Below are 20,796 nucleotides of genomic sequence, written 5' to 3'. Positions count from 1 at the left end.
CCCTGCCTACCCTTGCACTAGAGGGCAGGGACAGCAGCAAAGGAGCCAGAGCCATGAGCACCAGGATCTACTTCGACGAATACGGCGGCCCGCAGGTCCTGAAGGTAGGAGCCGAGGAACTGCCTGAGCCCGGCGAGGGCCAAGTCCGCGTGGAATTCCGGGCGGTCAGCGTCAACCCTGTCGACTGGAAACTTGTGGCCGGCTACCTGAAGCAATGGGCACCGCTGGATTTTCCGGCGGTGCCCGGCAGTGAGGCAGCCGGCGTGGTCACAGCTGTGGGGCCCGCCTTCGAGGGGTTTGCCGTCGGCGATGAAGTGATCTGGAACGGCCTCACCGGCGGCTACCGCACGGAAGCCCTGGTCCCGGCCGAACAGCTCACCCCGCTCCCTGCCGGCGTCGACTTCGAACAGGCGGCGTGCATCCCCGTGGCCGGCGGCACCGCGTACTCTGCCCTGAAGCAGCTCGGAGTGCGCCCCGGAGACACCCTCCTCATCCATGCCGCGGCCGGAGGAGTGGGCTCGGCCGCGGTCCAGATCGCCGTAGCACTCGGGGCACGGGTGGTCGGCACGGCGTCCGAGTCCAACCACGAGTACCTCCGCGAGTTGGGTGCCGAACCCGTGACCTACGGAGCGGGGCTGGCGGACCGGGTGCGGGATATGAGCGACGCCACCGGTGATGTCACCGCTGTGTTCGACACCATCGGCAACGACGAGGCCGTTGCCGCGACGGCCCAACTGCTGCAGGACCGCAGCCGCGCCGTAACAACAGTTCCCGGCAAGCACTCGGCGGAAGCCGGAATCGCCGCCGTCCGGCAGTTGGAAGGACGCGTTGAGGAAGTGGCTACCCTCACTGCGGACGGCCAGATCACCTTCCACATCTCCCACCGGATGCCCCTCATTGAGGCTGCCGATGCACTGGAGATCAGCAGGACGGGCCACGGCCGCGGCAAGATCGTGCTGCTGCCCTAGGAGCCCGGATCAGAGTCCTGCCCTGGGCTCCTCCGGACCCTCGTGCTTCCACCAGGTGTCGAAGATGCTGACCGGAACGGTGCGCTTGTGCCGGGTCCGCAGGAACTTCTGCTCGATGGCCACGGCCACGTTCTCCGGGACATCACGGCCCTCGAGGTAGTCGTCGATCTGGTCATACGTGATGCCGAGTTCGTCCTCGTCCGTGCGGCCGGGCTTGCCGTCCAGGAGGTCGGCCGTGGGCACCTTCTCCCAGATCCGTGCGGGGGCGCCAAGTTCGGCAAGCAGTGCACGGTTCTGCCGCTTGTTCAGGCCGAAGAGCGGCAGGATGTCCGCACCGCCGTCGCCGAACTTGGTGAAGAACCCCGTCACGGACTCGGCGCCGTGGTCCGTGCCGATAACCAGGTAGTTGTGCTCACCGGCCAGGGCATACTGGGCGATCATGCGCGTCCGGGCCTTGGTATTGCCCTTATGGAAGTCGGAGATCTCCGATCCGACGGTCTTTTCGAACTCGTCCTCGAATCCGTCCACGGCCGCCGAAATGTTGAAGGTCCACTCCGTCTTGGCCTGGATGAAGTCCAGGGCGGCCTGGGCGTCGTCTTCGTCATGCTGCACGCCGTAGGGGAGGCGGACCGCCACGAAGTTGGCTTCGGTGCCCTCGGCCTGGAGCTCCTCGACGGCGAGCTGGGCAAGGCGCCCCGCCAACGAAGAGTCCAGGCCTCCGGAAATACCCAAAACAAAGCCCTTTGTGCGGGTGGCTTTCAGGTACTCCTTTAGGAAAGTGACGCGCTTGCGCACCTCCTCGGGAGGATCGATCCGGGGCTGGACGCCCATTTCTTCAATGATCTTGGCCTGGAGTTCGCGCATGTGCCCAGCCTAGTCAGCGGCGTCGGCAACGCTCAACTGTGTCCGCACCTTCACTTCCATGCGTGGGTCGCGCCGGGTGCCGGGCCGGTGGAGCCTCGGACCGTCAGGTGGGTGGGCATCACCGACCTGCTGCGTGTTCCGCCGCCGGCCAGCGGGTTCAGCTGGGCCAGCAGCATGGAGACCGCCACGCGGCCGGCTTGTTCAATCGGTGACGCCATGGTGGACAGTGGCGGATTGCAGAAGTCGGCGCCGAAGATGTCGTCGCAGCCTACAATGCTCATGTCCTCGGGAACGCCGATGCCGCGTTCCCGGAGGCGCTGGAGCATGCCGATGGCGATGAGGTCGTTGAACGCGATGCACGCAGTCACTCCGCTGTGCACGGCGGCGTCCGCCGCAGCTGCGCCGGACTGCGTCTTGGGGGCGAACGGTCCGAGCCTGCGGACTTCCACGCCGCGTTCCTCGGCCGCCTCGGACAATGCGGTCCAGCGCCGTTCGCTGGACTGGGACGTCGTGGGGCCGGCCATGTAGGCGACCCGGGTGTGGCCCAGCGAGATGAGGTGGTCGAGGGCCTGGCTGGTGGCGGACGGGGTGTCAATGAGGACCGCAGGGACCCCGGGAACGTCGCGGTTCATGGTGACCATGGGCATCTTTGCGGCCGCAGCCAGCAGGGCTTCGTCACTGAGCCTGGATGCGGCAACGATGATGCCGTCCGCACTCTTGCGCAGTTGCTCCATGGTGCTGGCTTCCACCTCATCGGATTCCTCCGTGTCCACCAGCAACTGGGTGTACCCGGCCGCCTTGAGCTGGAGCTGGGTGCCCCTGATGAGGTCGAAGTAGAACGGGTTGGTAATGTCCGGGACCAGGACTCCCACGGCACCTGTCCGGCCGGAGCTGAGCGCCTTCGCCTGGCTGTTGGGGATGTAGTGCAGTTGGGCCGCAGCCGCCTCGATCCGCAGCCGCGTCCTGATGTTGACGCGGTCAGGAGTCGAGAGGGCCCGGGAAACGGTGGAGGCCGCGACGCCGCAGAGCGCGGCAATGTCATGGATGGTGGGCGGACGGTCCACTGCTGCTGGTTGCGTCGTAGCCACGGCGCTCCTCTCTGAACGTGGTGGCCGGGCCGGAATGGCCGGGGGCGGACAGGCGGGCCTGTGACTGTCGCCACAGATCCCGTCAGCAAAGAATGCCACAGATTGTCAAAGTTTGGCAATCGGTTGTCATTGTCGGCCAGACTGGCTAAACTGGGCTGGACACCGTTTGTGAACTGGGTCACCGCGCTGGGGCAGGAATGCGAGCTTCCACCGCGGCGGCCGCTAAACCCAGGAGATCCGCGTGAGCAAATCAACAACCGCAGTCTGGCCGCTCTCAGGCTTCGGCGATGAAATAGATCCGGATCCCGCGGTGCAGGCCGCGGTATTGCTGGCCTTAGGTGCCAGCCACATTGAGGTGCGCAGCGCCTGGGGCACTAATGTCTCCGAGCTGGAACCGCAGCAGGTTGCCACCCTCAAGGAAATCCTCGATGAGAAGGGCCTCAAGGTCTCGGCCGTGGCCAGCCCCATCGGCAAGGTGGACGTCTCCCTGCCCGTCGAGCACGAAGTGCAGCGGCTCCGCCAGATCATCTCCGTGGCCAAGGGCCTGGATACCAAATACATCCGCATTTTCTCGTTCTACCGGGCCGAAGGCCAGAGCCAGGAAGACATCCGGGACGACGTCATCGCCCGCCTGGGTGCGCTGGCCGCGGAAGCCGCGGAGGCCGGCGTCGTGCTTCTGCATGAAAACGAGAAGGGAATCTACGGCGACACCCCCGAACGCGTCCTCGACATCATGAAAACCGTGGACTCCCCGTCGCTGCGCATCGCCTGGGACAACGCCAACTTCGTCCAGGTGGGCGTCAAGCCCCACACCGACGGCTACGCCATGCTGCGCCCCTACCTTGAGTATTTCCAGGTCAAGGATGCGCTGTCCACCAGCGGCGAAGTGGTGCCCTCCGGCGAGGGCGACGGCGAACTGGACGCCACCATTGCCGCCTTGAAGGCGGACGGCTTCACCGGGTTCGCCTCGCTGGAACCCCACCTGGCCAGCGCCCATGAGTTGGGCGGATTCTCGGGGCCGGTGGCCTTCGGCGTCGCGGCCCGCGCCTTTGCCGCGCTCGCCGCGAAAAACGGGGTTGAACTCTCTTGAGCACGACGGCGGCGGTCATCGGCTGCGGCGACGTTTCCGCCGTGCATTTCGAAGCGGTTGCAAAGCTCGACGGCGCCACGCTGGTTGCGGTCTGCGATTCGGATCCGGGGCGGCTGGCTTCCGCGGTGGCCGCCTACGGCGTCCCCGGCTTCGCTGACCACATGGCCCTTATCGAGGCCGTCCGGCCGGACGTGGTGCACATCTGCACCCCGCATGACCAGCACGCCTCGGTGGCTGCGGATTGCCTGGAGCGCGGCGTCAACGTCATCGTGGAGAAGCCGCTGGCCCACACGCTGGCGGAGGGGCGGCGGCTGGTTGAAGCCGCCTCCGCAGCCAGCGCGAAAATCGCCGTGTGCTTCCAGAACCGGTACAACGCGACCTCGCAGGCCATGCACTCGCTGCTGTCTACGGGCGAGCTGGGGGCCGTGGTGGGAGCGTCAGCAACAGTGATGTGGCAGCGTTCCGCCGAGTACTACCAAAGCCGCCCGTGGCGGGGGACGTGGGCCGGCGGTGGCGGCGGGCTGATGATGAACCAGGCCATCCACACCGTGGACCTGCTCCAGTGGCTGGTGGGAGACGTCGTGACGGTGAGCGGCAACGCTTCCACGCGCTTCCTGGCCGGCACTATTGAGGTGGAAGACACCGCGGAATTCGTTGCGGAACATGCCAACGGTGCCCGGAGCGCCTTCTATGCCACCCTGGCCAATGCCTTCAACGCGCCGGTGACACTCGACGTCGTCACCGAAAGGGCCGTCCTGAGCCTGCGGGACAGCCTCACGGTCACCTATGCGGACGGACGCGTAGAGGTCATTCCGGAGCGCAAGAGCGACTCCGGCGGCCGCTCCTACTGGGGTGTGTCGCACGAGCTGCTGATCAACGACTTCTATGGCCGGCTGGACGAGGCGGAGACGTTCTGGATCAGCCCCGCGGAGGCCGAAAAGTCGCTGCGCATCATCAAGGATATTTACCGGCAGAGCTACCCGGCGCCAGCCCACAGGATGTCCTGAGATATCTGTTGGGCAACAGGTTGTAGCAATTCGAAGAGGCTAAGACCGCTACATTTCCAACGCATTCAAGCCAATATTGCACCGATTTTGACAATCGGTTGCCAAAGCCGGCAACAATGCGTACGCTGAATCTCGCAAGGCCGGTGTGGTCCACGCCACACCGGCCTATTCCGTAAGCATCACGTTCCAAAGATCCAAGGAGCCAACAATGAAGTTAGGTCCCAAGGCGGCAGCGACCGCCCTAACAGTCAGCGCGGCGCTTGCCCTGACCGCGTGCGGCGGCACCGCAAACTCCGGCTCAGCCGCCGGCGCCGCCACTGCGCTGACGATCGGCACGATCCAGGACGTACGTTCCTGGGACCCGGCCCAGGCCCACGTGGGGCACGTCCTCCAGCCCTACCAGGCCGTGTATGACACCCTGATCCTCCGCGAACCGGACGGAAAGCTCAGCCCTATGCTGGCTACCGCCTGGAAGTACAACAGCAACAGCACCAAGCTCACTGTGGATCTGCGGACTGACGTCACCTTCAGCGACGGAGCCAAGTTCGACGCCGAAGCGGCCAAGGCGAACATGGACCACTTCAAGAAGGCCAACGGCCCGCAGATGGCCCAGCTCAATGCGGTCAAAGATGTGGCCGTTGTGGATGCCGACACCATCGACATCAACCTCACCACCCCGGACCCGGCCCTGGAATACTTCCTCAGCCAGGCTGCGGGCCTGATGGGCAGCCCCAAGGCACTTGGAAGCGAAGGCATCAAGACGGAACCGGTGGGCTCCGGCCCGTACGTGATGGACAAGGCGGCGTCGGTCAAGGACTCCCAGACCGTTTTCACTGCCCGCAAGGACTACTGGAACAAGGACCTACAGAAGTACTCCAAGCTGACGTTCAAGATCCTGCCGGACCTTACCGCCCGCACCAACGCCCTTGTCTCCGGCCAGGTCGATGCCACGATCCTGGATCCCAAGAACGGCAAGCAGGCGGAGGGCGCCAAGATGAAGCTGGCTGCCAACGAAGTGGACTGGCAGGGCCTGCTCCTCCTGGACCGCGACGGCGCCAAGAACCCGGCGCTCGCGAACGTCAAGGTCCGCCAGGCCATTAACTACGCCTTCGACCGCAAGACGATCCTCGATCAAGTCATGCTGGGCCAGGGCACCCCGACGTCCCAGCCGTTCGGCAAGGCCAGCGGGGCCTGGACCGAGGAGCTGGAGAACTACTACAGCTATGACCCGGCCAAAGCAAAGCAGCTCCTCAAGGAAGCCGGCTTCGAAAGTGGCGTAACCCTGGAAATCCCTGGCGTTCCCGGTTTCGAAACGCAGATCTCCGTGGTCCAGCAGCAGTTGGCGGACGTGGGCATCACCCTCAAGGTTGGCGCCGCGCTGACCAATACCTTCACCTCTGACATTGCCGGGCAGAAGTTCACCAGCATGTACTTCTCGCTCTTCCAGGGCCAGCCCACGGTTGCCACCGACCAGATTGTCTCCACCAAAGCGCTCTACAACCCGTTCAAGAATGCGACGCCGGAGCTGGACGCCAAGATCGCGGCAGTGCGCAACGGAGGCGCCGATGCCGGCAAGCTGGCTCAGGAAGTCAACAAGTACGTCGTCGAACAGGCATGGTTCGCCCCGCTGTTCCGGGTCAACCAGATGTATTACCACAACTCCAAGGTGAACGTCACGCCGCAGATCCAGCAGGCCGTTCCGTCCATCTACAACTACTCACCGGCCAAGTAGGACACCATGATCAGGTTCATTGCGAAAAGGCTGGGAAGCGGGCTGGTGGTGCTGTTTGTGGTCTCCGCGCTCACCTTCTGCCTGCTCTATGTCTCCAGCGGAAGCATCGCCAGGAACATCCTGGGTGACCAGGCCACTGTTGAACAAGTGGCGATGAAGGAACACGAGCTGGGGCTGGACCAGCCCCTGGTGACCCGTTATTTCTCCTGGCTGGGCGATGCCCTGACCGGAAACCTTGGTGCTTCGTGGTTCAGCTCGGAACCGGTGGCCAATTCCCTGGCCACCCGGATTCCGGTCACCATGACCATGGTTTTCACCGCAATGATCCTGATCGCCATCTGCGCCGCACTGATCGGTGTGGCGGCGGCCGTCAAGCGCGGCTGGGTGGACAGGGTGGTCCAGGTTGGCGCCATCATCGGGGACTCGATCCCCGGGTTCGTGATTGGCGTCATCCTGGTCACCATCCTGGCCATCCAGATGGGACTGTTCCCTGCCACCAGCACCATCTCCCCGGACTCCGGGGCCGAGGCGTGGGTCTATTCCATGTCCCTTCCCGTGATTGCCCTGTTGATCAACGGCGTCACGGGAGGCGCGCAGCAGATCCGCAGCGCGGTCATCAAACAGCTTGAGCGCGACTATGTCCGCACCCTGCGCAGCCGCGGCATCGGTGAGCGCGAGATCCTCTTCAAGCACGTACTGCGCAGTGCTGCTCCGGCCGGCCTGACCGTGCTGAGCCTGCAGCTGATCGGCATGCTTGGCGGCGTGGTCATCATCGAGCAGATCTTTGCCCTCCCAGGCATGGGTCCGCTGGCGGTCGCCGCTACCGGCCAGTCGGATCTTCCCGTGGTGATGGGCGTCGTGATGTACACGGTGGTCGTCGTGATCGTGGTGAACCTGCTGGTGGACATTCTTAATGGCTGGCTCAACCCGAAAGTACGTGTGTCATGAGCGATTCCGTGGAAACCTCGGCAGCTGCCGCCCCTGCACCTGCCGCCCCCACGCCCTCCAATCACGCGGGGCAGAGCGGCAGTGTGGTCCGCTCCACCGTGATCCGGCGCCTGTTCAAGAACCCCCTTGGCATCGCTGCCACGGTAATTCTGCTGGCGATCTCGTTTCTGGCCATCCTCGCGCCCGTTCTGGCGCCCTTTGACCAGAATCACGCAAACATTGCCAAGACCCTGGCCGCACCAGATTCCGTGAACATCCTGGGAACCGACAGCGCCGGGCGCGACGTCTGGAGCCGGCTGCTGTTCGGTGCGCAGCTGACGCTTCTTTCGGCGTTGCTGTGCGCCGGCGTCGCCATTGTCATCGGCCTGCCGGCCGGCCTGATCGCCGGCTACTATTCCGGAAAGTTCGAGGCGGTCTCCAACTGGGTGGTCAGCATCCTCATGAGCCTCCCCGGCCTGATCGTGCTGCTGACCATCCGGGCGGCCTTCGGCCCGTCGGTATGGATGTCCATGATCGCCTTCGGCGTCCTGATCAGCCCGTCCTACTTCCGGCTGACCCGCACGGCCGTCCAGTCGGTGCGGAATGAGCTGTATGTTGACGCTGCGCGCGTATCCGGGCTCTCCGACCTCAGCATCATTGCCCGCCACATCTTCTCCGTGGTCCGGGCACCGATCATCATCCAGACAGCGGCGATTGCCGGCGTGGCCATCGCCATCCAGTCCGGACTCGAGTTCCTGGGCTTGGGCGATCCCACCAAGGCCACCTGGGGCGTCATGCTCTCGGAAGGCTTCAAGAACGTCTACCTGAACCCAACCCTGCTGTTCTGGCCCGCTGTGGCCATGGCGCTGACCATCGGCGGGCTGGTCCTGCTGGGCAACGCCATCCGTGACGCCCTGGAGGATGGGGAAAAGATCAAGCACCGCCGCGCCAGGGCTCTGGTTAAGGGCTCGACGCCGGCACCCGCCGCCGCGCGCCCGTCGCGTAAGTCGGTGGCCGCCGTGGACGCCGGAACCGAGCACCACCTGGTAAAGGTGACCAACCTCGGCGTCGGCTACCCGCAGGCAGACGGCTCCGTCAAGAAGGTGGTGGACGACGTTTCCTTCCACGTGGACCGCGGCGAGATCCTGGGCATTGTGGGTGAATCCGGTTCGGGCAAATCCCAGACGGCGTTCTCCATCCTGGGTCTGCTTCCAGACAACGCCCGGCTCGTGGCCGGTTCCATCCAGTTCGACGGCAACTACACCGTGGCACCGGGCGAGGAACGCGTCGACCAGGCGAGGCTGTCCAAGCTGCGCGGCAGGAGGATCTCCTACATTCCGCAGGAGCCCATGAGCAACCTGGACCCCGCCTTCACCATCGGCTACCAGCTGGTCACGCCCATGGTGCGTGTCCTGGGAATCTCCAAGGCTGAGGCGACGGCGCGGGGACTGAAGCTCCTGACCGACGTCGGAATCGTCAATCCGCACCGGACGTTTGGCGCCTACCCGCACGAGGTCTCCGGGGGCATGGCCCAGCGTGTGCTGATCGCCGGCGCCATCAGCTGTGAACCGGACCTGGTGATCGCCGACGAGCCCACCACGGCCCTGGACGTTACTGTTCAGGCCGACGTTCTGGATCTCCTGCGCGAGCTCCAGCAGCGACTGAACATCGGCGTCGTCCTGGTGACGCACAACTTCGGTGTGGTGGCGGACCTCTGCGACCGCGTAGCCGTGATGCAGAACGGCCGGCTCGTGGAGGAGGGGTCCGTCCGTGACATCCTCCGGAACCCGAAAGAGCAGTACACCCGGACTCTCCTGGCATCGATGCTCGAAGGCAAAAAACCCATGTCCATGCTTGTATCCAGCCAGAAGGAGCCGGTCGCATGAGCACCACGGAGAGCGCCCCGCTGCTGACGGTGGACAACCTGGTTGTGGAATATCCCAGCAAGAAGTTCCGGGCCAAGCCGTTCCGGGCCCTGACGGACATCAGCATTTCCATCGGCCAGGGCGAAACCCTCGGCCTGGTGGGGGAGTCCGGTTCCGGAAAAACCACCCTGGGCCGGGCAGTCCTCGGCCTTGCCCCGGTGACGGGCGGAAAGATCATCTTCGAAGGCAAAGACATCAGCCACGCCACGCGCAAGCAACGGCGCACGCTCAGCCGCGACCTCCAGGTGGTCTTCCAGGATCCTTACACCTCGCTGAACCCGGCCCTGGAGATCGGCGCCATCCTCGCCGAGCCACTCGGAGTACAGGGCATGGAATCGGCAGCGGCCAGGAAGCGGGTCAAGGAATTGCTTGACCAGGTGGGGCTGCCCTCGGACGCCATCCACCGGCTGCCGCGTGAGTTCAGTGGCGGCCAGCGCCAGCGGGTCGCGATCGCCCGGGCCCTGGCACTCTCGCCGAAGCTGATTGTCTGCGACGAACCCGTCAGTGCTCTGGACCTGTCCACCCAGGCGCGGGTGCTGGACCTGTTCCTGCAGATCCAGAGGGACACCGGCGTTTCCTACCTGTTCGTCTCCCACGACCTCGACGTGGTCCGGCACATCAGCCACCGCGTCGCCGTGATGTACCACGGGGAGATCGTCGAACAGGGCCCCGCCGGCGTCGTCACCACCGACCCCGACCACCCCTACACCCAGCGGCTGCTGCTGGCGTCCCCGGTCCCCGATCCTGACCGGCAGGAACAGCGCCGGGCGGGCCGGCACCGGCTGCTGGAAAACCAGCAGCATCAAATTGAACAGGCCGGCGCCGTCGCCTAACGGCGTTCGCCCTAACACCGGGCGGCGGCTTCGGGTGACAGCACGAAACCGGCAAAATGGCCCTTAGGGGCCCGGAACACCACGGAGGAAACAGTGGCCAAAATTGGCGTACAAGCGATGATGTTGAAAGACAGCTTCACCGAACTCGGCGCGTTTGAAACGCTCCGCAAGGTCAGCGCGATCGGCTACAACGCCGTCGAGATCTCCCAGATTCCCATGACTCCGGAAAACGTCGCTGAACTGGAGCGTTCCCGCAGCGAACTGGGCATGGATATTGCAGCCTTGTCCGTGGCCATGGAGACACCCCAAGGCCGTCCCGGTGACTCGCTCAGGGACGACTTCGACAAGATCGTGGATGACGCCAAGCGCCTCGACTCCAAGCTTCTTCGGATCGGCATGCTGCCGTTCCCTGCCATGAAATCGATTGGCGCAGTCATTGACTTCGCCAAGCAGGCGAACGAATACGCCGAACGCCTGCGGGAGCAGGGCCTCGGCCTGTATTACCACAACCACCACATCGAGTTCGCGAAGTTCGACGGCAAGTACATGCTGGACATCATCGCCGAGAACTCCCCCGCCATGGGCATGGAAATCGATGTGCACTGGGTACAGCGCGGCGGCCTCGACCCTGTCCGCACCCTGGAAAAGTACGCGGGCCGCACGGCCATGGTGCACCTGAAGGACTACCGGATCGGCGAACTGCCCGAGTCCTCCTTCGGGCTGCTGGACTCCGGGGACTTTATGGGCTTCATGGCGGAGTTCAAGAACGTAGTGCAGTTCGCCGAAGTGGGCGAAGGCAACCTGGACTTCCCCGCCATCATTCCGGCCGCGCAGGCTGCCGGCGCCCAGTACATGCTCGTGGAGCAGGACGAACTCTACGGCCGCACTGTGTGGGATGCCCTGCAGACCTCCTACGACAACCTGGTGGCCATGGGCCACGCGGGCCTCTTCTAACCACTGATCCCGATCATCCGGTTTCGACAAGCTCAACCAACGAAAAGGAAAATAACTGTGAGCACCAAAGTACGCCTGGGCATCATCGGCCTGGGCCAGCAGGGCGGCGCCTACGCCAGGTTCATCACCGACGGGCTGGTCCCGAACATGGAGATTGGCGCCATCTGCGACACTGACCCCGCCAAGAAGGAGCTGGCCTCGGCCACGTACCCGGAGGTTGCCTTCTACGACGACTACATCGCCATGCTGGAAAGCGGCGACGTGGATGCCGTGGTCACCTGCGTGCCGCACTTCCTGCACCCGGAAATGGGCATCGAAACGCTCAAGCGCAACATCCACGCGCTCGTGGAGAAGCCCGCCGGCGTCTACACGAAGCAGGTTAGGGAGCTCAACGAGTTTGCCGCCGGCAAGCCTGAGCTCTCCTTCGCCATCATGTTCAACCAGCGCAACAACCCGCTGTACCAGAAGCTCAAGGAGATCGTCGGCAACGGCGAGATCGGCAGCATCCGCCGCACCAACTGGATCATCACCAACTGGTGGCGCCCGCAGGGCTACTACAACTCCAGTGAATGGCGCGCCACGTGGGGCGGCGAAGGCGGCGGCGTGCTGGTCAACCAGGCACCGCACCAGCTGGACCTGTGGCAGTGGATCTGCGGCGTGCCCAAGTCCGTCTACTCCAAGGTTGCCTACGGCTTCCGCCGCGACATCGCAGTGGAGGACGAAGTCACTGCGGTCGTGGACTACGGCAACGGCGCCACGGGCGTCTTCGTGACGGCCACGCACGACCTCGTGGGGACCGACCGCTTCGAGATCCTGGGCGACCAGGGCAAGATCGTCGTCGAAAACTCCAAAACCGCCACGGTGACGCGCCTGAAGAAGCCCGAGCGTGAACTCAGCGACGGCATGGACATGGACGATGTCCGCAAACTCTTCATGGGCGAGCTGAATCCCGAGGAGTACTACACCACAGAGGTCATCGAGTTCGAGTCCGCCTGGGGCGCGCAGCACTCCGGCGTCCTGGAGAACTTCGCGGCCAACATTTTGGACGGAACCCCACTGCTGGCCCCGGGATCGGACGGCATCAAGGGCGTCCGACTGGCCAACGCCATCCACCTCTCCAGCTGGACCGGCACGGAGGTTGGGCTGGACTTCGACGAGGACGAGTTCCTCGCCGAGCTGAACAAGCGCATCGCGGACGAGGGCAAGTTCCCCGAGCGCTCCTAGTCCCTTCCAGCAACCCGCAACCCCAGCCCGGCAACCGCTGGCCAACCCTCGCCCAACTAACTGGCAGTTGTGGCCGTTTGAGCGCTCAAAACGGCCACAACTGCGACCTGGTTGGGTTGTTTCCTCGTTAGGATGGGGCGGTGACTGAACCCAAGACGCCGGACGTAGCCGCACCAACAGGTCCGGTCAAGAAGAACGCCCGGGACGGAAAATCCAACGCCACCATCTACGACATTGCCAAGGTTGCCGGCGTCAATCCGTCCACGGTCTCCCGCGCGCTCAGCAAGCCCGGCCGCGTCAGCGCCAAGACGCAGAAACTCATCGAGGATGCCGCCGCCGAACTGAACTACCACGTCAACCCGTTCGCCCGGGCCCTCCCCACCGGCCGCACCAACACCTTCGGGCTGATCGTCGCGGACATCACCAACCCCACGTTCTTCGACATCATCCGCGGCGCAGAAACCACCGCGACTCTCCGCGACTACACCCTGGTACTTGCCGAGTCCGCCGAGTCCGCCGTCACCGAGCTGACGGCTGCCCGCCGGATGATGGCCACCGTGGACGGCCTCATCCTTGCCAGTCCGCGCATGGACGACGACGACATCCGGACCATCGCCCGCGACAAGCCCGTGGTGGTCATCAACCGAGAGGTCGACGGCGTGCCGTGCGTGGTTCCCGACGTGAACAAGGGCATCAGCGAGGCAGTCCGCAGCCTGGCGGCCAACGGGCACCACAAGGTTGCCTTTGTTGCCGGTCCTGCGCAGTCCTGGATGTCCGCCCGCCGCTGGGATGGCGTGCAGGCCGCCTGCGAATGGTCCCGGCTCGACGCCGTGCGGCTGGAATCCACGAAACCCACGGTCGACGGCGGCCGGCAGGTGGCGCGCGACGTCCGCGCCAGCGGTGCCACGGCCGTGCTGACCTACAACGACCTCCTGGCCATCGGGCTCATGCAGGAACTCCAGGCCGCGGGGGTGGTGGTCCCGGACCAGATCAGCATCGTCGGCTTCGACGACATCTTCGGGGCGGATTTCACCACGCCTCCGCTCACCACCGTTCGCTCGCCGCTGGGGGAGTGCGGCTCCGGCGCTGCCGCGCTGCTGCTGGACCTGCTGCACGGCGCAGGGGAGCCGACCGCCACCCTGCGCGTCGAAACAGAGCTTGTGCTGCGGGGCTCGAGCGGACGGCTCCTGCCCGCGGGCTGAGCAAGTCCGCGGCATTTCCGGATATCCGCGCCGGTCTCGGACAACCGCGGCCCGGATCGCAGGTGCGACAGTCCGGAACCGTAGCGAACAGTAATCCGGGACACTCTGGCAATATTTGGCAACCGGTTGACAAATACCCGGGGAAGACCGGACCATTGAGCTATGTCACAGTCGATTGCCGCCAACCCAGACCGGCTCCTGCCCGCGGATCCCGGAACGCGAAGCATTGCGCGCGACCTCCTGCAGCGCGTCCAGGACCTCCCCATCATTTCCCCGCACGGGCACGTTGACGCCGCAGTCATCGAGCACAACACCCCTTTCCCGGACCCCGCAGCGCTGCTGGTCAGTCCGGACCACTACGTCACGCGGCTGATCCACGCCAGCGGCGTTCCCCTGAACCGGCTGAAGGGCCCGGCAACGGGGGAACCGGACTCCCGTACCGTCTGGCACGAGTTCTGCAAGGCCTGGCCGCTGTTCGAGGGAACGGCCTCCGGCTACTGGCTCCGCACCCAGTTCAGCAGCGTCTTCGGCCTCCAGCAGGAGATCAGCGCCGAGACCGCCGATGCCAGCTACGATGCGATATCTGCCAAGCTGCTCGAGCCGGGCTTCCGGCCCCGCCAGCTCTTCAAGGACTTCAACATCGAGGTGCTGGCCACCACGGACGATCCGCTGGACAGCCTGGCCAGCCACAAGGCGATCGCCGAGGACCCCACGTTCCACGGACGAGTCCTTCCCACCTTCCGCCCCGACGCCTACCTGAACATCGCGCACCCCACCTGGTCCGCGAACGTGGACCGGCTCATCGCGGCAGCGGGCGAGGGCGCCACCGGCTATGCCGGCTACGTCACGGCTCTGGAAAACCGGCGTCGTTACTTCGTGGAACACGGCGCAGTCTCCGCGGACCATGGCGTCCGCACTCCCGCGACGCTGAAGCTCGACGCCGGCGATGCGGCCAAGCTGTTCGACCGCGCCCGCTCGGGCCAGGCCACGGCGCAGGACCGCGACGACTTCGAAGCCCACATGATGTACCAGATGGCGCGGATGTCCGTGGAGGACGGCCTGGTCATGACCATCCACCCGGGGTCCTACCGCAACCACCACGAACCCACCTTCAACGCCTACGGTGCAGACACAGGCCACGACATTCCCGTCGCCACCAACTACACCGAGGCAATCCGCCCGCTGCTGCAGGACTTCGGCACCGCCAAGGACTTCCACCTGGTGCTCTTCACCCTGGACGAGACCGTGTTCTCCCGCGAACTCGCGCCGCTGGCAGGCTTCTACCCGTCCGTCTACCTCGGTGCCCCGTGGTGGTTCCTGGACGCACCGGACGCCATGCTGCGCTTCCGTTCAGCCGTCACGGAGACGGCCGGGTTCTCCCGCTCGTCCGGCTTCATCGACGACACCCGGGCCTTCTGCTCCATCCCCGCGCGCCACGATGCCTCCCGCCGGATCGAGGCCTCCTTCCTGGCCAGGCTGGTAGCGGAGCACCGCGTCGGCGAGGACCGCGCCCATGAACTGATCGTCGACATCGTCGACGGCTCGCCCCGAAGGGTCTTCAAGCTGTGAGCATCGAACTGAAATCCGCGCCGGAACCCGCCGTCGAACTTCCCCAACTCAGCCGCAGCCTGAGGCCGTCTGCCAAGGCACCCGTGCGGATCGTCCATCTGGGACTGGGCGCCTTCCACCGCTCGCACCAGGCCTGGTACACCCACCTGTCGGCTGACGCCGCCGACTGGGGCATCGCAGCCTTCACCGGCCGACGCCCCGACGCAGCGCTGGCGCTGGCCGAACAGGACGGGCTGTTCACCCTGGTGGAACGCGCTGACGGCGGCGACTCCTTCACTGTGGTCAGCAGCATCGTGGAGGCCGTGGACGGCGCCGACGTGCAGCGGCTCGCGGAGCTGGTTGCCGCGCCCGCCACCGCCGTCGTCACCCTGACCATCACCGAAGCTGCCTACCGACTCGGCGCCGACGGGCAACTCGACCGGACGGCGTCCGACGTCGTTGCCGACCTTGCGCTGATGGCGTCCGGCAGCGGAAATCCGACGACGCCGCTGGGCCGGCTGGTGCTGGCCCTCGCCGCCCGCCGGGCTGCTGCCGCCGGACCGCTCGCCGTGGTCTGCTGCGACAACCTTTCCAACAACGGCACCGTGGCGCACAACGCCGTGGTGGGCATGGCCGGGGCGTGGGACGCAGGCCTGGCCGGATGGATTGACGCCAACATCAGCTTCGTCAGCACCTCGGTGGACCGCATCACCCCGCGGACCACCGATGCGGACATTGCCGCCGTCCAGGCCGCGTGCGGTTACCGCGACAATTCACCCGTGGTGGCCGAGCCCTTCGCCAACTGGGTGCTCAGCGGGGATTTCCCCGCGGGACGCCCGCGCTGGGAAGACGCCGGTGCCGTGTTCGTGGCCGACATTGAACCGTACGAGAACCGCAAACTGTGGCTCCTGAACGGCGCGCACTCCTTGCTGGCCTACGCCGGGCAGCTTCACGGCCACACCACAGTGGCCCAGGCTTTGGCGGACCCGCTCTGCCTGCAGGCCGTTGAAAAGTTCTGGGACGAGGCGGAAGCGAACCTTTCCGGGCCGGACGGAAATCCTGCGGAACTGCAGATCCCGGCTTACCGCGCTGCGTTGCTGGCACGCTTCAGCAATGCCCGGATTGCCCACCACCTCGCGCAGATTGCGATGGACGGCAGCACCAAACTGCGGATGCGCGCCGTTCCGGTGCTGCGGGCCGAACGTGCAGCGGGGCGGTCCGGTGCGGCGGCGGCGCTCATGATCGCTGCGTGGATGGATTACAGCGCCGCCGCGGCAGCGTTCCAGGATCCGCTGGCTAGTGAGGCGGCCGAAGCCAACCGGCTCAGCGGCGCGGAGCGGATCCGTGCCCTGCTGGGCCTGGTGGATCCGGCCCTGGCCGGGGACCCCGCCGTCGTCGAGCTGATTGCAGACTTGTGCGGAACGTTCGGGGAGCTGGCTGTCTTCCCGTAGCGTCCTCCGTACGTGCACTGCTGCCCGGCTCCCGGATCACGGGGAGTCGGGCAGCAGTGTTTCATGAACTTTCAACAAAAAGATGGCAACCGCTTGCCAAATGATTGCCAAGTGATTAGGATTACAACAAGAGCAAAAACCCGGCCGCGACCCCGGGCACCCGCAATCCTCCCCAGACCCACCCCGCAATGACGCGTAAGGACTTCGCCAAAATGCTCAAGCCCCAGGCAAACGAAACCCGTGAAATGGTCAACCTCGACGGCCTCTATCGCTTCCAGGTGGACTTCGACCGTGCCGGACACCGGCAGGAATGGTTCAAGGCTCCGCTGGAAACCAGCCTCGAAATGGGTGTTCCGGCCAGCTACAACGACGTCTTCCCGGACAAGGCCATCCGCGACCACGTGGGCTACGTCTGGTACCAGCGCGAAGTGCGCGTTCCCCGCGGCTGGGCCGGGGAGCGGGTCCACGTCCGCCTCGACTCCGCTACCCACGAAGGCATGGTCTGGGTGAACGACGTCCTGGTCGCCGAGCACACCGGCGGCTACATGCCGTTCAGCGCCGACATCACGGACCACGTCACCCCGGGCCAGGCTTTCCGGCTCACGATCTCCGTGAACAACGAACTCACCCAGGCCACCATCCCGCCGGGCAGCATCACCGTCACCGAGGACGGCCGCCGGCAGCAGAGCTACCTCCATGACTTCTACAACTACGCCGGGCTCCACCGCAGCGTCTGGCTCTACAGCACGCCCGCCGTCACGGTGGACGACATCACGGCAGTGACCGGCTTCGACGGCGCCACCGGCACCGTTGACTACACCATCGCGACGGCGGGCGGCTCCGGCAGCGAAACGGTGACTGTTTCCCTCAAGGATGCCGACGGCGTCGAGGTGTCCCGCGCGGAAGGCGCCGAGGGCGCCCTGGTGATCAACGACGTCGTGCTCTGGAAGCCCGGCGCGGCATACCTATACAACCTGACCGCTGAAATCCACGACGGCGGCCGGCTGCTGGACAGCTACACGCTGCCCGTGGGCGTGCGGACAGTCGAAGTACGCGGCAAGGAATTCCTCATCAACGGGGAGCCCTTCTACTTCACCGGCTTCGGCATGCACGAGGACCATGTCGCCATCGGCAAGGGCCACAGCAACGCCCAGATGGTCAACGACTTCCAGCTCCTGGACTGGGTGGGCGCCAACTCCTTCCGCACCTCGCACTACCCGTACGCCGAGGAAGTCATGGAGTTCGCTGACCGCCACGGCATCGTGGTGATCGACGAAACCGCTGCCGTGGGCCTGCACCTTGGCTTCGGCGCCGTGTTCGGCGGCATAGCGAAAAAGACGTACGTCGACGGCGGCGTGGACGCCAATACCGCCGCGAACCACCGCCAGGCCATTACGGAACTCGTGGCCCGCGACAAGAACCACCCGTCCGTAGTGATCTGGTCCATCGCCAACGAACCCAACGGTTCGGAGGAAGGCGCCCGCGAATACTTCCAGCCGCTGGCAGAACTTACCCGTCAGCTGGACCCCACCCGCCCCGTGGGCTACGTCAACGTCATGTTCGACACCCCGGACAAGGAACTGCTGGGCGACCTCTTCGACGTCATCATGCTCAACCGCTACTACGGCTGGTACCTGAACAACGGGGATCTGGAAACAGCGGAGCAGGTCCTGGAGAAGGAGCTGCGGGAATGGGAAGCCAAGTACGGCAAGCCGATGATCATGACCGAGTACGGACCGGACACCATGCCCGGCTTCCACTCCATCTATGAGCAGCCTTGGAGCGAGGAATACCAGGCAGCCTTCCTGACCATGTACCACCGCGTCTTCGACCGGGTAGAAGCCATGGTGGGCGAGCAGGTGTGGAACTTCGCAGACTTCCAAACGTCCAACGGCATCATGCGGGTGGACGGCAACAAGAAGGGCGTCTTCACCCGCGACCGCCGGCCCAAACCCGCCGCATTCGCCCTGCGCCAGCGCTGGACCGCGCTCGCCGGAGTCAAGAACGGCAGCGACAAAACCATAGCGGGCACCACCACCCCCTAACGTTTTCATCATTTTTCGCCGGCCCCGCGGGGACGGCACCGGGTAAAGGAGCCCAATCATGAAAAAACTGAGCAAACTGAACATCATCGGCTATGGCGCCGGCGACGCCGCCAACAACCTGGCCTTCACCACGGCCACCATGTTCCTCCTCGTCTACTACACAGACGTTGCGGGCATTTCCGCCGCCGCTGCCGGCACCCTGCTGCTGGCCGTCAGGATCTTCGACGCGTTCGCCGATGTCCTTGCCGGCCGCATGGTGGACCGTAGCTTCAGCAAGCGCTTCGGGAAGTTCCGTCCATTCATCATGTTCGGCTCCATCCCGCTGCTGCTCCTAAGCGTTGCAACCTTCTCCGTCCCCGAACTGGGCGAGTCCGGCACCCTGCTCTACGCCTACGTCACTTACGCAGCCCTTGGCCTGGCCTACAGCCTGGTCAACATCCCCTACGGCTCCCTGGCTGGCGCCATGACGCAGGACCCGGGGGAGCGCGCCAAGCTGGGATCGGCACGCATGGTTGGCGGCCTGCTGGTGGGTTCGGCCCTCGGCATCTTCGTGGCACCGCTCATCAAGCCCGGCGCTGACCTGCAGGCAACCTTCACCACCATCACGATGGTATTCGTCGTGATCGGCGCGGCCCTGTACTTCTTCACAGTCCTCACCGCAAAGGAACGCGTCCACCGCGCGGTCCCGAACGTGTCCCTCAAGCAGAGCATGGAAACCCTGAAGGGCAACAAGCCCCTCCTGATGCTGTGCATCAGCTCCTTCTTCTTCCTCTCCGGCTACCTCGCGCTGACCTCCGTGCAGCTGTACTACCTGCGCGACGTCCTCGGCCGCCTCGACCTGTATCCGGTCCTGTCCATCATTCAGCTGGTCGTCACGTTCGTGCTGGCAGGTTTCATGCCCAAGCTGGTCCGCAGCGTCGGCAAGAAGCGCGTGTACATCTACTCGTCCCTGCTCACCGTCATCGGTGGCGCCATCATCTTCTTCACCCCTGCCAGCCAGGTCTGGATCGGCTTCACCGGCCTGGTGGTCAGCCTCGTGGGCGTCCTCGCCGTCAACATCGTGGTGTGGGCCCTGGAAGCCGACACGGTGGAGTACGGCGAATGGAAGACCGGTGTCCGGACCGAGGGCATCACCTACGCGCTGTTCTCCTTTACCCGGAAGACCGGCCAGGCTGTGGGCGGCGCGCTCGCCGCCTACGCACTGGCCTTGGGCGGCTACAAGTCCGGCGGTGCACAGACCGCCGACGCCATCTTCGGAATCCAGCTCGCGGCCGGCGCCATCCCCGCCGTGCTGACCATCCTGGCCGTCCTGGTCATGTCCAAGTACAACCTCACAGACGCCATGCACGCCGAGATCCTCACCGAGATCCGGGCACGCCGCACCAGTGAACAAGTCGGAGCCGAAGGAACGGCTGCCGCATCCTCGGAAGCCGCCGCCTCAAGGGCTGCCGCCAAACCGCTCGCGCCCAACTCCAACTAAATTCCAGAACCAGCCTCGACCCAGCCCCCCCGCTCGAAAGGACCTGTTGTGAAAATCATTGCCGCGGAAGTCTTCGTGACAAGCCCCTCCCGTAACTTCGTGACCCTGCGGATCACCACCGAGGACGGCGTGACCGGCATCGGTGATGCCACCCTGAACGGCCGCGAACTGGCCGTGGCCGCGTACCTCAAGGAACACGTCGCGCAGCTGCTGATCGGCAAGGACCCGCACCGGATCGAGGACACCTGGCAGTTCCTGTACCGGTCCTCGTACTGGCGCCGCGGCCCGGTGACGATGGCCGCGATCGCAGCGGTGGACATGGCGCTGTGGGACATCAAGGGCAAGGTCGCCGGGATGCCGGTCTACCAGCTCCTGGGCGGGGCGTCCCGCAACGGGCTGCGCGCCTACGGCCACGCCTCCGGCGCGGACATCCCCTCACTGTTCGACTCGGTCCGCGA

General features: G+C 65.2%; 16 protein-coding genes and 1 pseudogene. 15 read left to right on the top strand and 2 right to left on the bottom strand.

Translation table 11 applies throughout. From position 1 onward, the window contains the following. The first annotated feature begins 53 nt into the window (after positions 1-53). The gene (locus AC1DD3_RS10520; RefSeq protein ID WP_476881600.1) at positions 54-968 is read left to right on the top strand and encodes an NADP-dependent oxidoreductase; all 915 of its coding nucleotides are present in this window, start codon (positions 54-56) and stop codon (positions 966-968) included. A gap of 9 nt (positions 969-977) precedes the next feature. On the opposite strand, the gene nadE is transcribed toward AC1DD3_RS10520, so the two are convergent. Together nadE and AC1DD3_RS10510 are read right to left on the bottom strand one after the other, a co-directional pair. Then, positions 978-1,832, bottom strand: a complete 855-nt coding sequence (nadE, locus tag AC1DD3_RS10515) for an ammonia-dependent NAD(+) synthetase (RefSeq protein ID WP_476877626.1) — start codon at positions 1,830-1,832, stop codon at positions 978-980. 50 nt (positions 1,833-1,882) lie between these two features. Continuing rightward, positions 1,883-2,920, bottom strand: a complete 1,038-nt coding sequence (locus tag AC1DD3_RS10510; RefSeq protein ID WP_476881599.1) for a LacI family DNA-binding transcriptional regulator — start codon at positions 2,918-2,920, stop codon at positions 1,883-1,885. A 241-nt stretch (positions 2,921-3,161) separates the two neighbouring features. On the opposite strand from AC1DD3_RS10510, the gene AC1DD3_RS10505 reads away from it, so the two are divergent. From AC1DD3_RS10505 to AC1DD3_RS10440, 14 genes and pseudogenes are all read left to right on the top strand, one after another. After that, positions 3,162-4,010, top strand: a complete 849-nt coding sequence (locus tag AC1DD3_RS10505) for a sugar phosphate isomerase/epimerase family protein (RefSeq protein ID WP_476881598.1) — start codon at positions 3,162-3,164, stop codon at positions 4,008-4,010. Beyond that, entirely contained in the window at positions 4,007-5,017 is a 1,011-nt protein-coding gene (locus AC1DD3_RS10500) for a Gfo/Idh/MocA family protein (RefSeq protein ID WP_476881597.1), read from the top strand. The genes AC1DD3_RS10505 and AC1DD3_RS10500 overlap by 4 nt, the downstream gene beginning before the upstream one ends. Before the next feature lie 208 nt (positions 5,018-5,225). Continuing rightward, on the top strand, positions 5,226-6,749 hold the full coding sequence (locus AC1DD3_RS10495; protein WP_476881596.1) for an ABC transporter substrate-binding protein: 1,524 nt from the start codon (positions 5,226-5,228) through the stop codon (positions 6,747-6,749). Between the two features lie 6 nt (positions 6,750-6,755). Then, the gene (locus tag AC1DD3_RS10490) at positions 6,756-7,697 is read left to right on the top strand and encodes an ABC transporter permease (RefSeq protein WP_476881595.1); all 942 of its coding nucleotides are present in this window, start codon (positions 6,756-6,758) and stop codon (positions 7,695-7,697) included. Continuing rightward, a complete protein-coding gene (locus AC1DD3_RS10485; RefSeq protein ID WP_476881594.1) occupies positions 7,694-9,562 on the top strand; it encodes a dipeptide/oligopeptide/nickel ABC transporter permease/ATP-binding protein in 1,869 nt (622 codons plus the stop codon). Before AC1DD3_RS10490 ends, AC1DD3_RS10485 begins: the two co-directional genes overlap by 4 nt. Then, the gene (locus AC1DD3_RS10480) at positions 9,559-10,434 is read left to right on the top strand and encodes an ATP-binding cassette domain-containing protein (RefSeq protein ID WP_476881593.1); all 876 of its coding nucleotides are present in this window, start codon (positions 9,559-9,561) and stop codon (positions 10,432-10,434) included. The genes AC1DD3_RS10485 and AC1DD3_RS10480 overlap by 4 nt, the downstream gene beginning before the upstream one ends. 117 nt (positions 10,435-10,551) lie before the next feature. Continuing rightward, entirely contained in the window at positions 10,552-11,388 is an 837-nt protein-coding gene (locus AC1DD3_RS10475; RefSeq protein WP_476881592.1) for a sugar phosphate isomerase/epimerase family protein, read from the top strand. Between the two features lie 57 nt (positions 11,389-11,445). Next, entirely contained in the window at positions 11,446-12,612 is a 1,167-nt protein-coding gene (locus AC1DD3_RS10470; protein WP_230119331.1) for a Gfo/Idh/MocA family protein, read from the top strand. 140 nt (positions 12,613-12,752) lie between these two features. After that, positions 12,753-13,814 (top strand): LacI family DNA-binding transcriptional regulator, encoded by a 1,062-nt coding sequence (locus AC1DD3_RS10465; protein ID WP_476881591.1) that lies wholly within the window; start codon positions 12,753-12,755, stop codon positions 13,812-13,814. A gap of 162 nt (positions 13,815-13,976) precedes the next feature. Continuing rightward, positions 13,977-15,383 (top strand): glucuronate isomerase, encoded by a 1,407-nt coding sequence (uxaC, locus tag AC1DD3_RS10460; RefSeq protein ID WP_476881590.1) that lies wholly within the window; start codon positions 13,977-13,979, stop codon positions 15,381-15,383. Beyond that, positions 15,380-16,813: a mannitol dehydrogenase family protein gene (locus tag AC1DD3_RS10455; protein ID WP_476881589.1), complete on the top strand. Its 1,434-nt coding sequence runs from the start codon at positions 15,380-15,382 to the stop codon at positions 16,811-16,813. Before uxaC ends, AC1DD3_RS10455 begins: the two co-directional genes overlap by 4 nt. 188 nt (positions 16,814-17,001) lie before the next feature. Continuing rightward, a complete protein-coding gene (gene uidA / locus AC1DD3_RS10450; RefSeq protein ID WP_476881588.1) occupies positions 17,002-18,858 on the top strand; it encodes a beta-glucuronidase in 1,857 nt (618 codons plus the stop codon). Between the two features lie 58 nt (positions 18,859-18,916). After that, positions 18,917-20,338, top strand: coding sequence for a glucuronide transporter (gene uidB / locus AC1DD3_RS10445; protein WP_476881587.1), 1,422 nt, complete (start codon positions 18,917-18,919; stop codon positions 20,336-20,338). 48 nt (positions 20,339-20,386) lie between these two features. Beyond that, a pseudogene (locus AC1DD3_RS10440) lies at positions 20,387-20,796 on the top strand (bifunctional D-altronate/D-mannonate dehydratase); the annotation flags it as partial.

The sequence above is a fragment of the Arthrobacter sp. 05T444 genome (assembly GCF_056395905.1).
This window is presented reverse-complemented; position numbering and strand designations above follow the sequence as displayed.